This window comes from Streptomyces sp. NPDC107550 (genome assembly GCF_055639095.1).
Window position 1 is genome coordinate 15,939 of record NZ_JBVKBC010000028.1, and the last position, 13,809, is coordinate 29,747.

Here is a 13,809-nt window from a genome sequence, read left to right on the forward strand (position 1 = left end):
CCACCTGTCGCGCGCAGCAACTGTCTCCGCGAAAGGCATCCGCATGCTCTCCGGGAACGGCCGACACCGTCGCCCCCGTCAGGCCCCTGCCCTCGTCGTCGCCGCCGGAGTCACCGGCAGCGCCATAGCGATCCCGCTGCTCGCCGCGTCGAACGCGACCGCCGCGACCACCGCCACCTGGGACAAGCTCGCCGAGTGCGAGTCGGGCGGCCAGTGGAGCCTGGACGCGGGCAACGGCTACTACGGCGGCCTCCAGCTCTCCCAGGAGATGTGGGAGAAGTACGGGGGCCTCGACTACGCCCCGACCGCCGACCAGGCCAGCCGCTCGCAGCAGATATCCGTGGCCGAGAAGGTCCTCGACGCGAAGGGCCCGACCGCCTGGCCGAGCTGCTCGCTCACCGCGGGCCTCACCAAGAGCGACGACTCGGCGGACGTGGACCCGGGCGCGAGCCTGCCGCCGCTGCTGCCCTCCGGCTCCGCCGACCCGACGGGCCTGCCGAGCGGCTCCCCCGACAAGGGAGACAAGGATCACGCCGACGCGGACGCCTCGCAGAGCCCGTCCGCGAAGCCGTCCGCCGACGCCTCCCGGCACCCCTCCGACGACTCCTCCGGCAGCAAGCGGACCGACAGACACGCGGACCGCCCCGACGCCTCCGCCCCGGGCCAGACCTCCGACGACCCGTCAGACGCGCCCTCCGCTGAGGCGGGCGCCCACGGCACCGACGGCACGGACGAGACCTCCCGTACGGGCTCCTCGGCCACGCACGCGCCCACCGCGCCCGGCGCCGACGCCTCCGCCGACGACTCCGCCGGGGGCCGGCACCGCGGGGACCGCGCGGCGGACGACACGGACGCCTCCCGCGAGGGTGAGGGGCGTCACGCCTCGCGCGGCGAGGGGCGCGACGGACAGACGTACACGGTCCGTTCCGGCGACAACCTCTGGGACATCGCGGACGCCCATGACGTCCGTGGCGGGTGGTCCGCGCTGTACGAGCACAACAAGCGGGAGGTCGGTTCCGACCCCGATCTCATCCTCCCTGGTCAGAGTCTGGATCTAGGGCTCAAATCGGGTGAAAAGTAACGACGGTTCATGACCGATTGATGGCCCTTTGTCCGCTTTTGCGAGAATGAGAGATGGGTCTCAAAGGGCCTGATCGTCTTTGAAATCGGGCGGATCGCCTGCTTACGGTCTGACCGCTCGCCAATGCGGGCCCCGATGGACGTCACGCCGAATCCTGCCAACGTCCGTACGGGAACAGTCGACGCGTCAGCGCCGTAGGCAGGAGCGGGGGACCCAGGTAGGTGCCGCACCGGACGAAAGCCGGAGCGGCTTGGGGTGAAGCCGCGCACAAGGATGCGCGGCCGGGCACTCACTGGCCCGAACCCGACAGCTCACCTCGTAGGCGTCGGTGAGGGGATCTCTCCATGCTGTTTTCCAGCAAGGGCAAGCACCGCCGCCCGTCCAAGGCCGTCCGTGTCGCCACGCTCGCCGGTGTCGCCGGCGCCGCTGTCGCCGTACCGCTGATGGGCGCCACCAACGCCTCCGCCGCCTCCACCTCCGAGTGGGACCAGGTCGCGCAGTGCGAGTCCGGTGGCAACTGGTCGATCAACACCGGCAACGGCTACTACGGTGGCCTCCAGTTCTCGGCCTCCACCTGGGCCGCGTACGGCGGTACCGCCTACGCGTCCACCGCCAACCAGGCCTCCAAGGCGCAGCAGATAGCCGTCGCCGAGAAGGTTCTCGCCTCCCAGGGCAAGGGCGCCTGGCCGAGCTGCGGCGTGGGCCTCTCGGGTGCCTCCACGTCCAACTCCGCGCCGGCCCCGGCCCAGCCGAAGCAGCAGGCCCAGCCGCAGCAGCAGGAGCGGCAGGCCGAGCAGCCCGCCAACCGTTCGCAGCAGCGTCAGGCTCCGCAGCCGCAGCAGCAGCCCCAGCAGCAGCCGAAGCCGCAGGCTCAGCCGCAGCAGCAGGAGCGCAAGACCGTCACGACGCCGACCGGCAAGACGGTCAAGAAGGGTGACGGCGAGTACAAGGTCGTCTCCGGTGACACGCTGAGCAAGATCGCTCAGGCGCACGGGACGTCTTGGCAGAAGCTGTTCAAGCTGAACGGTGACATCGTCTCCAACGCTGACCTCATCTACCCGGGGCAGCAGCTTCACCTGAAGTAAGCGGTGCGCTCCGCGTAGGTACTGGAGGCCGGCGGACCCCCAGCACCCCCCCCGAACCCCCTGCCCTTCCCTGGGCGGGGGGTTCGCCACGTCCTGCCTCCGGCGGGTGAGTGGCCGGCCGCGCAGTTCCCCGCGCCCCTGACGGGGCACTACGCGTGCGTGGTCACCTGCGGGCCGGTGGGGCTTCTCGCGCAGTTCCCCGCGCCCCTGGGGAGTTCTCCAGGCGGAGGCTGCTTGTAGCTGAGGTTGCGCAGTTCCCCGCGCCCCTGAGGGAGCGGGCCTGCGCCCCGGCTCCCCAGGGGGGGGGAGGTGGCGACGCAGTCGCCCCTCCAGGGGCGCGGGGAACTGCGCGACCAGCCACGACGAAAGTCGAGGAACCCACCGGGCGGGACCGCCCACTCACCCAGGGGCGCGGGGAACTGCGCGAAACGTTCAGGGCAGCGGGCCTCGGCCTGGTAACTCCTCAGGGGCGCGGGGAACTGCGCGAACCTCAGCCGCAAGCGGCCTCCGCCGGAGGACTCCCCAAACGGCGACGCGGGGCAGCCCCCCGCCCGAAAGATGGCCCGCTCACCCCCGGCGGGACAAGTGGGGGCGGAAGTCCTGGGCGGAAGGCCCACCCCCCTTGGGGGCGCTGGGAAAGCACACGGTGCCTAATTGTTTCGCACGGAAACATTTCGCTCTCGGCGTTGTCCACGAGACGGTCGGTCGGCTGGCCGATGCTCCCGAGCCGGTTAGGCTCAGGGGGAGGCGGGCCCGAACACACGGCCCACCGCAGACCGCGTCACATCCCAGAAGGAGATGCTCGTGCCGTCCATCGACGTCGTCGTAGCCCGGGAAATCCTGGACTCCCGAGGCAACCCCACGGTCGAGGTCGAGGTCGGCCTCGACGACGGAAGCACCGGCCGTGCTGCCGTCCCGTCCGGCGCCTCCACCGGTGCCTTCGAGGCCATCGAACTCCGCGACGGTGACCCCAACCGCTACCAGGGCAAGGGCGTCGAGAAGGCCGTCCTCGCCGTCATCGAGCAGATCGGCCCGGAGCTGGTCGGCTACGACGCCACCGAGCAGCGCCTGATCGACCAGGCCATGTTCGACCTGGACGCCACCGACAACAAGGGCTCGCTCGGCGCCAACGCCATCCTCGGCGTCTCGCTCGCCGTCGCGCACGCCGCGTCCGAGGCCAGCGACCTCCCGCTGTTCCGCTACCTGGGCGGCCCGAACGCGCACCTCCTGCCGGTGCCGATGATGAACATCCTGAACGGCGGGTCGCACGCCGACTCCAACGTGGACATCCAGGAGTTCATGATCGCCCCGATCGGCGCGGAGTCCTTCTCCGAGGCCCTGCGCTGGGGCGCCGAGGTCTACCACACCCTCAAGAAGGTGCTGAAGACCAAGGGCCTGTCCACGGGCCTCGGCGACGAGGGCGGCTTCGCCCCGAACCTGGACTCGAACCGCGCCGCGCTCGACCTGATCCTCGAAGCGATCAAGGAGGCCGGGTACATCCCCGGCCAGCAGATCGCGCTCGCCCTCGACGTCGCCGCCTCCGAGTTCTACAAGGACGGCAAGTACGAGTTCGAGGGCAAGTCCCGCTCGGCCGCCGAGATGACCGAGTACTACGAGGAGCTCGTCTCCGCGTACCCGCTGGTCTCCATCGAGGACCCGCTGTACGAGGACGACTGGGCCGGCTGGAAGGTCATCACGGACAAGCTGGGCGACAAGGTCCAGCTCGTCGGCGACGACCTCTTCGTCACCAACCCCGAGCGCCTCGCCCGCGGCATCGAGGAGGGCTCCGCCAACGCCCTGCTGGTCAAGGTCAACCAGATCGGCTCGCTGACCGAGACCCTGGACGCCGTCGAGCTGGCCCAGCGCAACGGCTTCAAGTGCATGATGTCCCACCGCTCCGGCGAGACCGAGGACGTCACCATCGCCGACCTGGCCGTCGCCACCAACTGCGGCCAGATCAAGACCGGTGCCCCGGCCCGCTCCGAGCGCGTCGCCAAGTACAACCAGCTCCTGCGCATCGAGGAGATCCTCGACGACGCCGCGGTCTACGCCGGCCGCAGCGCCTTCCCGCGCTTCAAGGGCTGACCCGTAACAGGGCGGTAGTTACGTACGTCCCCGCACTCGGTCCCGTACCGTGTGCGGGGACGTACGCACGTGAGGCAGGGGAGGCGGGAGAGGCGATGCCGGGCAAGCTTCGCGACAGGGACGCCGACGGCGGCCAGGCCCGCTTCTCCACCGCGACGCGGCTGCGGGTGCTCGGCGAGCAGACCGCCGAGCGGGTCTACCGCTCGCAGAGCAGGCGCCAGGCCCGCCGCTCCCGGCTCACCGGCCGCGCGGCCCTGCTCGCCCTGGTCCTGTGCACACTGGTCGTCGCGCTCGCGTACCCGATAAGGCAGTACGTGTCCCAGCGCGGCGAGATCGCCGATCTGCGGCGCCAGCAGCAGGAGGCCAAGGAGCGCGTGGACCGGCTCCGCGACGAGAAGGCCCGCTGGCAGGACGACTCGTACGCCGAGCAGCGCATCCGCGAGCGGCTGCACATGGTGAAGCCGGGCGAGACCGGGTACGTGGTGCCCGACCCGCGCGCCGCCGCGTCCGGCCGCACCGACCAGGGCGCGGCCGACCGCCCCTGGTACTCCAACGTGTGGGACGGCGTCGACAAGGCCGACCAGGCCGATCACTGACCCCGCCCCCGCTCCACCCCTCCATCCAGTCACCGACACGGAAGACAGCCGGAAGCAAGGCATGCAGACGCCCCCGCCCCAGACCGAATCCACCGCGCCCACGGACGCCGACATCCACGCGTTCAAGGAGCAGCTCGGCCGCCCGCCGCGCGGTCTGCGGGCCATCGCGCACCGCTGCCCCTGCGGCAACCCGGACGTGGTCGAGACGGCCCCGCGCCTGGAGGACGGCACGCCGTTCCCGACGACGTACTACCTGACGTGCCCGCGCGCGGCCTCCGCGATCGGCACGCTGGAGGCCAACGGGGTCATGAAGGAGATGACCGAGCGGCTCCAGAGCGACCCGGAGCTGGCCCGGCAGTACCGCGCCGCGCACGAGGACTACCTCGCCCGCCGCGACGCCATCGAGGTCCTGGAGGGCTTCCCGAGCGCCGGCGGCATGCCGGACCGCGTGAAGTGCCTGCACGTGCTCGTGGCGCACTCGCTGGCCGCGGGCCCCGGCGTCAACCCGCTGGGCGACGAGGCCATCGCCATGCTGCCGGAGTGGTGGAAGAAGGGCGCCTGCGTGAGCGCCGTCGCCGCCGAGGAGGGCCACCAGTGACCAGGGTCGCCGCCGTGGACTGCGGCACGAACTCCATCCGGTTGCTCGTCGCGGACGCGAACCCGGACACCGGCGAGCTGGTCGACCTCGACCGGCGGATGACCGTCGTACGGCTCGGCCAGGGCGTCGACCGCACCGGGCGGCTCGCCCCCGAGGCGCTGGAGCGGACGTTCGCCGCGTGCCGCGAGTACGCCGAAGTGATAAAGGAGCACGGGGCGCGGAAGCTGCGGTTCGTCGCCACGTCCGCCTCGCGCGACGCGGAGAACCGCGACGAGTTCGTGCGCGGGGTCCTCGACATCCTGGGCGTCGAGCCCGAGGTGATCACCGGTGACCAGGAGGCCGCGTACTCCTTCACGGGTGCGACGAAGGAGCTGGCGGGCCGCCCCGACCTCGACAAGCCGTTCCTGGTGGTGGACATCGGCGGCGGCTCCACGGAGTTCGTCGTCGGCACCGACACCGTCGAGGCGGCCCGCTCGGTGGACATCGGCTGCGTACGGATGACGGAGCGGCACCTCGTCCGGGACGACGGCACGCTCGCCGACCCGCCGGAGCCGGCCCGGATCGGCGCCGTGCGCGCGGACATCGCCGCCGCCCTCGACCTCGCCGCCGAGGCCGTGCCGCTGAAGGAGGCCCGCACGCTGGTCGGGCTCGCCGGTTCGGTGACCACGGTCGCCGCGCTCGCCCTCGGCCTCGACGCGTACGACTCGACGGCGATCCACCACGCGCGGATCTCCTACGACAAGGTCGCCGAGCTGACCGACTGGCTGCTCTCCTCCACGCACGAGCAGCGGTCCCTGAAGCCGGTCATCCACCCCGGCCGGGTCGATGTCCTCGCCTCCGGCGCGCTCGTCCTGCGCATGATCATGGAGCGCACCGGCGCCCGCGAGGTCGTCGTCAGCGAGCACGACATCCTGGACGGCATCGCCTGGTCGCTGGCCTGAGCGGCCGGGTCCTACGGAGGGTACGAGGGGGCCCCGCGGGCCCCCTCGACACGCTTCGGCGACACTCCGTCGGGAAAGTTCGTGAAGTTCTTCACAAGGAAATCGGCCCTCTTGGCGGCTGTTACGCGCCGCTGGGGCCGTCCGGGGGTGCCCCAGGCCACGGGCTCGAGGGGTTTATGAGGTTCCGGGCGTGTTACGCGCCCATGAACCGCGCGAGTGGTCCAGTGCGCCCGAATGCCCGCCGTGGCTGCTCAAGGGGGGTGTGCAACGACTGGGGCGACCCGGTGGTTCCCCTCCACGGCCATGACATGGGTCACGTGGGCGGCGAAGTGTAGCAGAGGGGTTGGCGGACCTTGTGAAGGGGCGCACGAGCGACCCCCTCCAGTCGGGTGGATACTCGATGGCATGAGCACCACGGAGCGTCCCAGGATCCTCATTGTCGGGGGTGGGTACGTAGGCCTGTACGCGGCGCGGCGCATCCTCAAGAAGATGCGCTACGGCGAAGCGACCGTCACGGTCGTGGACCCGCGCTCGTACATGACGTACCAGCCCTTCCTCCCCGAGACCGCCGCCGGCAGCATCTCGCCGCGCAACGTCGTCGTCCCGCTGCGACGCGCTGTGCCGGGCGCCGAGATTCTCACCGGCCGCGTCACCACCATCGACCAGGACCGCAAGGTCGCCACGGTCGCCCCGCTCGTCGGCGAGGCGTACGAGGTGCCCTTCGACTACCTGGTGATCGCGCTCGGCGCGGTCTCGCGCACCTTCCCGACGCCGGGCCTCGCCGAGGTCGGCATCGGTATGAAGGGCGTCGAGGAGGCCATCGGCCTGCGCAACCACGTCCTCGAGCAGCTCGACAAGGCCGAGTCGACCACGGACGAGGAGATCCGCCGCAAGGCGCTCACCTTCGTCTTCGTCGGCGGTGGCTTCGCGGGCGCCGAGACGATCGGTGAGGTCGAGGACCTGGCGCGCGACGCGGCGAAGTTCTACAAGAACGTCAAGCGCGAGGACATGCGCTTCGTGCTCGTGGACGCCGCCGACAAGGTGCTCCCCGAGGTCGGCCCCGACCTCGGCCAGTACGGCAAGAAGCACCTGGAGTCGCGCGGTATCGAGGTCTACCTCGGCACCACGATGCCCTCCTGCGTCGACGGTCACGTCGTGCTCTCCAACGGTCTCGAGGTCGACGCCAACACGGTCGTGTGGACCGCCGGCGTCAAGCCGAACCCGGCCCTCGCCCGCTTCGGCCTCCCGCTCGGCCCGCGCGGTCACGTGGACACGCAGGCCAGTCTCCAGGTCGCCGGCAGCGACTACATCTGGGCCGCGGGCGACAACGCCCAGGTCCCGGACCTCGTCGGCCGCGCCGCGGGCAACCCGAACGCCTGGTGCCCGCCGAACGCGCAGCACGCCATGCGCCAGGCCAAGGTCCTCGGTGACAACGTGGTGTCCGGCATGCGGGGCTTCCCGCAGAAGGACTACAAGCACGCCAACAAGGGTGCGGTGGCCGGTCTCGGCCTCCACAAGGGCGTCGCCATGATCGTCATGGGCAAGATGAAGATCAAGCTCAAGGGCCGTCTGGCGTGGTACATGCACCGCGGCTACCACGGTCTGGCCATGCCGACCTGGAACCGCAAGGTGCGGGTGATCGCCGAGTGGACGATCAACATGTTCCAGAAGCGCGACATCACCGCGCTCGGCGCCCTGGAGACGCCGCGCGAGGAGTTCTACGAGGCCGCGAAGCCGGCCCCGGCCCCCGCCGCCAAGGCGGAGGACAAGGGCAAGGCCGAGGCCGAGAAGGCCAAGGCGTCCTGACCCCGCTGTAGCGTTTCGCCCGAAGGGGCCGCCTGCCATCCGTGGTGCGGGCGGCCCCTTCGGCGTGCCCGCGCCCCTGAACCGGCGTGCCCGCATCTCTAAAAGCATGGCGTCTACACGTATTTTTGCCGTTCCGTGACGCGGCAACGGGACTGCGAGAGCGCCTGGTTGGTGTTTACGTGGTGTTGGACCGTTCCGGGCCCAGAGATCACTGGAGATCACGTCTCGCCACGGAGGTGTGCGCCATGCAGGACGCCGCACAGCGGCTGAAGAACCTGGCCGAGCAGGTGCTCGGCGCCGAACTCCCGGTGCGCCTGCGCGCCTGGGACGGCTCGGAGGCCGGTCCCCCGGACGCTCCCGCCCTCGTCGTGCGCCACCGCCGCGCGCTGCGCCGGCTGCTGTTCAAGCCCGGCGAGCTGGGACTCGCCCGCGCCTGGGTCGCCGGCGAACTGGATGTGGAGGGCGACCTGTACGCCGTCCTCGACGCCATGGCCGGCCTGATCTGGGAGCGCGACGAGGACGCCCCCTCGCTCGCCGCCGCCCTCAGACGCCCCGAGGTGCGGGCCGCCGTCAAGGAGCTGGTCAAGCTCGCCGGGCCGCTGCCGCCGCCCGCGCCGCCCGCCGAGGAGATGCGCCGCAGAGGCCGACTCCACCTGCACACCAAGGGTAGCGACAAGCGGGCCATCAGCCACCACTACGACGTCGGCAACGACTTCTACGCCCTCGTCCTCGGCCCCTCGATGGTCTACTCGTGCGCCTACTGGGACTCCCCGGGCGCCACCCTGGAGGACGCCCAGCGCGACAAGCTCGACCTCGTCTGCCGCAAGCTCGACCTGCGCGCGGGGCAGCGCCTGCTCGACGTGGGCTGCGGCTGGGGCTCCATGGCGATCCACGCGGCCCGCGAGTACGGGGTGAGCGTCGTCGGCGTCACCCTCTCGCAGGAACAGGCCGCGTTCGCCCGCAAGCGCGTCGCCGACGAGGGCCTGACCGACAAGGTCGAGATCCGCGTCCAGGACTACCGCGACGTGCGCGACGGCCCGTACGACGCGATCTCCTCCATCGGCATGGCCGAGCACGTCGGATCAGAGCGCTATCTGGAGTACGCGAGCGATCTGTACGCCCTGCTCAAGCCGGGCGGGCGGCTGCTCAACCACCAGATCGCGCGCCGCCCCCAGCGCGACGAGTCGGCGTACGAGGTGGACGAGTTCATCGACGCCTACGTCTTCCCCGACGGGGAGCTGGCCCCGGTCGGCACCACGGCCGCGCTGCTGGAGCGCGCCGGGTTCGAGGTGCGGGACATGGAGGCCATCCGGGAGCACTACGCGCTCACCCTGCGCCAGTGGGTGCGCAACCTGGAGGCCCGCTGGCCCGAGGCCCTGACCCTGGTCAGCCCGGGCCGGGCGCGGATCTGGCGGCTGTACATGGCGGCCTCCGCGCTGAGCTTCGAGCGCAACCGCATCGGCGTCAACCAGATCCTCGCCGTACGGACCGAGGAGGCCGGGGTCTCGGGCATGCCGCTGCGCGCCCGCACCTGGAACTGACACCCCCGTACGCGGTTCGGGGCGCACCGGTGACGAACCGGTGCGCCCCGAAGGCGTGAGCAGGGGGTGCGGGCCCCCGCGGCTCACTCCGACTTGATGGCCGTCAGCATGTTCAGGCGGGCGGCGCGGCGGGCCGGCCACAGCGCGGCGAGGATGCCGACGACGGCGGCGAGCGCCAGGAAGATACCCATCCGGCCCCACGGCAGGACCAGCGAGTACGTCGACATGCTGTCCCCGATGAGCTGCCCCGCGGCCCAGCCGAAGAAGACGCCGAGACCGATGCCGAGCACACCGCCGAACAGGGAGATCACCAGCGACTCCAGGCGGACCATGCGCTTGACCGCCTTGCGGTCGAGGCCGATCGCGCGCAGCATCCCGATCTCCTGCTGCCGCTCGAAGACCGACATGGCCAGGGTGTTGATGACGCCGAGGACGGCGACGACGACGGCCATGGCGAGCAGCCCGTAGACCATGTTCAGCATCAGCGTGAACGTCTGGGCGGTCTCGTTGGAGATGTCCTGGCGGTCCTGGATCTTGATCGCGGGGTTCTCGCCGAGGGCCTTGGTCAGCTTGTCCTTGGTGGCGGTGGAGGTGCCGCCGTCCGTCTTGACCATGACGCGCCGGTCGGAGACGCCCGAGGTGACGTGCGGGTTCAGGGTGCCGGCGTCGACCATGACGCCGTTCATGAGCTGGTTGCCCTCGTAGACGCCCGCGACGGTCAGGCGCTGCTTCTTGCCGTCCTCGTAGGTGGTCGTGAAGGCGGAGCCGGCCTTCCAGCCGTGGTCCTTCGCGGTCGACTCGTCGACGACGACGTCGGTGCCGCCGATCTTGAACGTGCCGGACTTCAGGTTCAGGTCGGCGAGCTTGTCGATCGTGGCGCCGTCCACGCCGGTCAGGTACTCGGTCGAGCCGTCGATCCGGGAGGCGGCCTGCGACATGCCGCTGGCCGCGGTGATGCCCGGGGTCTTGTCGAGGGTCTTCAGGACCTCGGAGGACAGCGGGTTGCCGTTCGCCATGGAGACGACGTAGTCGGCCTTGAGGGAGTCGGCGGCCATCTTGTTGATCGCGGACTGCACGCTGCCCGCGATCACCGTCAGGCCCGTGATCAGGGTCAGGCCGATCATCAGCGCCGACGCGGTGGTGGCGGTGCGGCGCGGGTTGCGTACGGAGTTGAGGCGGGCCAGCTTGCCGGCGACGCCGAACGAGCGAAGGAGCGGGGCCGCGGCGGCGATCAGGGGGCGCGAGAGCAGCGGCGTCAGGATGAACACGCCGATGACCAGGAGGGCGGCGCCGAGCCCCATGGGGAGCTTGGCGGCGTCGAGCTTCATGCCCGTCGCCGCGATGACGCAGACGAGGCCGGCGGCGCTGATGAGCGAGCCCAGCGTGTTGCGTACGACGAGGGACTTGGCGGTCGGGGCGGCGTGCAGCGCGTTCATCGCGGCGACCGGCGGGATCTTCGCGGCGCGGCGGCCCGGCAGCCAGGCGGCCAGCATGGTGACGACGACGCCGACGACGAGCGCGGAGACGACCGTGCCGACGGTGACGACCAGCGGCCCGTCGGGCAGGACCGCGCCGGTGGCGCCGAGCAGCGAGCGCAGGCCCGCGCCGATGCCGATGCCGGCGACGAGACCGGTGACGGCGGCGACCGCGCCGACCACGAACGCCTCCAGGAGCACCGAGCGGGTGACCTGGCGGCGGGAGGCGCCGACGGCGCGCAGCAGCGCCAGTTCCTTGGTGCGCTGGGCGACCAGCATGGTGAAGGTGTTGGCGATGATGAAGATGCCGACGAACAGCGCGATGCCCGCGAAGACCAGCAGCATCGTCTTCATGGAGCTCATCTCGTCGGCGATCAGACGGGCCTGGTCGTCGGCGAGCTGCTTGCCGGTGGAGCTCTCGACGGAGTCGCCGAGCGCCCGGTCGAGCTGCGTCTTGAGCGTGTTCTCGCTGGTGCCCGCGGCGGCCTTCACGTCGATCTCGTCGTACGCGCCCTGCTTGTGGAACAGCTTCTGCGCGGTGGGCGTGTCGAACAGGGCGAGCGAGCCGCCCGCCGCGACGTTGCCGTCGTCGGTGGTGAAGACGCCGGTCAGGGTCGGGGTGAGGACCGGGCCCTCGACGGACATGCGGACCTGGTCGCCGACCTTGTAGCCGGCGCGCTCGGCGGTCTTCGCGTCGAGCGCGACCTGGCCGGGGCCGTGCGGGGCCTTGCCGTGCGTGATCGGGTAGCGGGCGTCGCGGGCGCCCCAGTAGTTGCCGCCCTGGGTGGAGAAGCCGTTGCCGACGAGCTTGCCGTCCTGGTCGGCGACGGCCGCGTAGCCGCTGACGACACCGGTCGCGGACGCGGCGCCCGGCACCGCGCCGGCCTTCTTCAGCATGGCGTCGGTGAGCTTGACGTCCTTGCCGACCTTGTCGCCGGACGCCTGGGTGTAGCCGGGGGTCAGGGCGACGTCGACGTGGTCGAAGCCCTTCTCGGAGGACTTCGACAGGGCGGAGGAGATGGTGTTGGTGAAGACGAGGGTGCCGCTGACGAAGGCGACGCCGAGCATGACCGCGAGCACGGTCATCAGCAGTCGGGCCTTGTGCGCGAACACATTGCGTAGGGCTGTACGGAACATCGGGGTCTCTTCAGGTCTGGGGCCGGGCGCGGGCGTGTGCGGTGGTACGGCGGTACGAGGGTGCGGCGGCGCGGTGCGGGTGGGCGGCACCGGCGCGGCCGGGTCAGCTCGTGCGGCCCTTGGCGTCGAACCGCTTCATGCGGTCGAGCACCGACTCGGCGGTCGGCTCGCGCATCTCGTCCACGATCCGGCCGTCGGCGAGGAAGACGACCCGGTTGGCGTAGGCGGCGGCGACCGGGTCGTGGGTGACCATGACGACGGTCTGGCCCAGTTCCCGTACGGAATTGCGCAGGAAGCCCAGCACCTCGGCGCCGGAGCGGGAGTCGAGGTTTCCGGTGGGCTCGTCACCGAAGATGATCTCGGGCTGGGAGGCGAGCGCGCGGGCGACGGCGACGCGCTGCTGCTGGCCGCCGGAGAGCTGCGAGGGCCGGTGCCCGAGCCGCCCGGACAGGCCGATCATCTGGATCACGTTCTCCAGCCACTGCTTGTCGGGCTTGCGGCCGGCGATGTCCATGGGGAGCGTGATGTTCTCCAGGGCGGTCAGCGTCGGCAGCAGGTTGAACGCCTGGAAGATGAAGCCGATCTTGTCCCGGCGCAACTTCGTGAGCTGCTTGTCCTTGAGCGAGCCGAGTTCGGTGTCGCCGATGCGCACGGAGCCGGACGTGAAGGTGTCCAGACCGGCCACGCAGTGCATCAGCGTCGACTTGCCGGAGCCGGAGGGCCCCATGATCGCGGTGAACTCGGCGCGGCCGAACTCGACGGAGACCCGGTCCAGGGCGACCACCTGGGTCTCGCCCTGTCCGTACACCTTGGACAGATCCGTGGCGCGGGCGGCGGCCGTGGTGGTGCGGCCGGCGAGCGGGGTGGTGGTCACGGGCGGGTGCTCCTGTCGGTCGGGGGCGCGCAGCCGGCGAGGTGCGCGGCTGGCGGGGACAGATCCATCGTCTCCGCCGCCTGCCCGCGAATCGTCAGACGCAGCTCTCGTTGTGAGGGGCGACTCCGGTCGGACCGCAGACCCCCGGGGTCATACCTGGGTATGACCCCGGCCCCTGAGACGCCGGACGGCACGCGGGGGCTCGGGGCGCCGCGCCGCGGAGGTGAAATCACGTCAATCCGAGGGAACGGTTATGCAGTGGTGAAAGGGCCTCAGGCATGTGCGGAGGGCGTGGGACGTGGCCTGATGCACCCTCAGACGTCAATAAAATAAGACAACATCGGGCTCTTGTTCCGCTGATCGGGGGATGCCGCCGGATAGGCTCGGAAGGTCGATGCGGAGCGCCACAGCCTGCCCGGATGGTGGAATGCAGACACGGCGAGCTTAAACCTCGCTGCCCCTCGCGGGCGTACCGGTTCAAGTCCGGTTCCGGGCACGCCTCCGTTCACCTCTCCGACCAGCGGAGAGGGCCCTCGGGGTCGCCGTGCCGTTTTCCCTTGGGCGCACCGTGGGCGCACGCTTCTTCTACT

Annotated in this window: 10 protein-coding genes, 1 tRNA gene and 1 riboswitch; of the genes, 9 read left to right on the forward strand and 2 right to left on the reverse strand. The window is 70.9% G+C overall.

Translation table 11 applies throughout. The features are described from left to right. The first annotated feature begins 43 nt into the window (after window positions 1–43). From ACZ7LY_RS27550 to ACZ7LY_RS27585, 8 genes are all read left to right on the forward strand, one after another. A complete protein-coding gene (locus ACZ7LY_RS27550; protein ID WP_471627422.1) occupies window positions 44–1,081 on the forward strand; it encodes a transglycosylase family protein in 1,038 nt (345 codons plus the stop codon). Window positions 1,082–1,261: 180 nt separating this feature from the next. After that, window positions 1,262–1,421: riboswitch (cyclic di-AMP (ydaO/yuaA leader) on the forward strand. A gap of 4 nt (window positions 1,422–1,425) precedes the next feature. Then, window positions 1,426–2,166 (forward strand): transglycosylase family protein, encoded by a 741-nt coding sequence (locus ACZ7LY_RS27555; protein WP_471627423.1) that lies wholly within the window; start codon window positions 1,426–1,428, stop codon window positions 2,164–2,166. A gap of 798 nt (window positions 2,167–2,964) precedes the next feature. After that, complete coding sequence (gene eno, locus ACZ7LY_RS27560) at window positions 2,965–4,251, forward strand: phosphopyruvate hydratase (RefSeq protein ID WP_471627424.1); 1,287 nt, start codon at window positions 2,965–2,967, stop codon at window positions 4,249–4,251. Window positions 4,252–4,346: 95 nt separating this feature from the next. Further along, window positions 4,347–4,847 carry an FtsB family cell division protein gene (locus ACZ7LY_RS27565; protein WP_471627425.1) on the forward strand — a complete coding sequence of 167 codons (501 nt, stop codon included), beginning with the start codon at window positions 4,347–4,349 and terminating at the stop codon, window positions 4,845–4,847. 61 nt (window positions 4,848–4,908) lie between these two features. After that, on the forward strand, window positions 4,909–5,445 hold the full coding sequence (locus tag ACZ7LY_RS27570; protein WP_471627426.1) for a DUF501 domain-containing protein: 537 nt from the start codon (window positions 4,909–4,911) through the stop codon (window positions 5,443–5,445). Further along, window positions 5,442–6,386 (forward strand): Ppx/GppA phosphatase family protein, encoded by a 945-nt coding sequence (locus ACZ7LY_RS27575; protein ID WP_471627427.1) that lies wholly within the window; start codon window positions 5,442–5,444, stop codon window positions 6,384–6,386. The genes ACZ7LY_RS27570 and ACZ7LY_RS27575 overlap by 4 nt, the downstream gene beginning before the upstream one ends. Before the next feature lie 405 nt (window positions 6,387–6,791). Continuing rightward, window positions 6,792–8,192 carry an NAD(P)/FAD-dependent oxidoreductase gene (locus ACZ7LY_RS27580; RefSeq protein ID WP_471627428.1) on the forward strand — a complete coding sequence of 467 codons (1,401 nt, stop codon included), beginning with the start codon at window positions 6,792–6,794 and terminating at the stop codon, window positions 8,190–8,192. Window positions 8,193–8,437: 245 nt separating this feature from the next. Next, window positions 8,438–9,733 (forward strand): class I SAM-dependent methyltransferase, encoded by a 1,296-nt coding sequence (locus ACZ7LY_RS27585; protein WP_471627429.1) that lies wholly within the window; start codon window positions 8,438–8,440, stop codon window positions 9,731–9,733. Window positions 9,734–9,816: 83 nt separating this feature from the next. On the opposite strand, the gene ACZ7LY_RS27590 is transcribed toward ACZ7LY_RS27585, so the two are convergent. Together ACZ7LY_RS27590 and ACZ7LY_RS27595 are read right to left on the reverse strand one after the other, a co-directional pair. Continuing rightward, window positions 9,817–12,345 carry an ABC transporter permease gene (locus ACZ7LY_RS27590; protein ID WP_471627430.1) on the reverse strand — a complete coding sequence of 843 codons (2,529 nt, stop codon included), beginning with the start codon at window positions 12,343–12,345 and terminating at the stop codon, window positions 9,817–9,819. 103 nt (window positions 12,346–12,448) lie between these two features. Continuing rightward, complete coding sequence (locus tag ACZ7LY_RS27595) at window positions 12,449–13,219, reverse strand: ABC transporter ATP-binding protein (protein WP_471627431.1); 771 nt, start codon at window positions 13,217–13,219, stop codon at window positions 12,449–12,451. Between the two features lie 413 nt (window positions 13,220–13,632). On the opposite strand from ACZ7LY_RS27595, the gene ACZ7LY_RS27600 reads away from it, so the two are divergent. Next, window positions 13,633–13,715 (forward strand) — tRNA-Leu (locus tag ACZ7LY_RS27600). Window positions 13,716–13,809 lie beyond the last annotated feature (94 nt).